Source organism: Streptomyces sp. ID05-39B (assembly GCF_033794725.1).
Taxonomy (GTDB): domain Bacteria; phylum Actinomycetota; class Actinomycetes; order Streptomycetales; family Streptomycetaceae; genus Streptomyces; species Streptomyces bobili.
In genome coordinates, this window is the sequence record NZ_JARGEF010000543.1 from 1 (window position 1) to 735 (window position 735).

Here is a 735-nt window from a genome sequence, read left to right on the forward strand (position 1 = left end):
GAAGGGGAGGGAGCGGAGGTCGAGTGGGGGGCCGGCTCGGGTTCGGCTTCGTGTCCGTCGCCGTCGGCGGTCCCTCTCTCGATGGTGAAGCGGTAGTTGTTCGACTGGCCGACCCATTCGCCGTCGTCGCCCTGGCGCTGGACGACCGCCGCGTTGGCGGTGACCTGGTTGGGCACGGCGTCCGAGGTGAGCGAGAGGCGCAGCTTGACGGTGAGGGTCCGGCCCGCGGGGACGGTGAAGCCGGGGAAGGGGCTGGACCGCTGGGTGGGCTCGGCGGGCTCCGCCGGTTCCGCCGGTTCGGCGGGCATGTCCGCGAGCGCGCCGACGAGTTCGTGCTCGTCGGTCACCTCTAAGCGGACGGGGTGCGCCCGGCCGTCGGCGTAGAACTCCAGGTGGGACTGGGACGGCTGCAGGGCGCGCGCGGAGTCGACGAGGACGACGACCGGATGCACTCCGGCGCAGGTGACCCGGGTGGAGTTGGTCAGGTCGAGGAACCAGGTGCCGTGGCCGCCCCCGGCACGGTAGGAGTCGGGGCCGCCGTGCAGACGGGTGGTGAGCGGGAAGTTTCCGGCGTCCGCCCCGGCACAGCTCGTCCCGGCCTGCGCGAAGGCGGGCCCGGGGAGGAGAACGGCGGCTGCGGCGAGGCAGAGGGATACGGGTGTGCACAGTCGCATGAACACGTGAGCCTGCCGGAGGGGGTGGTGGGGCAGGGGCTGCCGCACCGTAGGGCCGTGC

The 735-nt window shown here is 73.2% G+C and carries 1 protein-coding gene; it reads right to left on the bottom strand.

From position 1 onward, the window contains the following. Window positions 1-680 (bottom strand): hypothetical protein (locus P1P75_RS41795; protein ID WP_319265333.1); only part of this gene is annotated, 680 nt, incomplete at its 3' end. Window positions 681-735 lie beyond the last annotated feature (55 nt).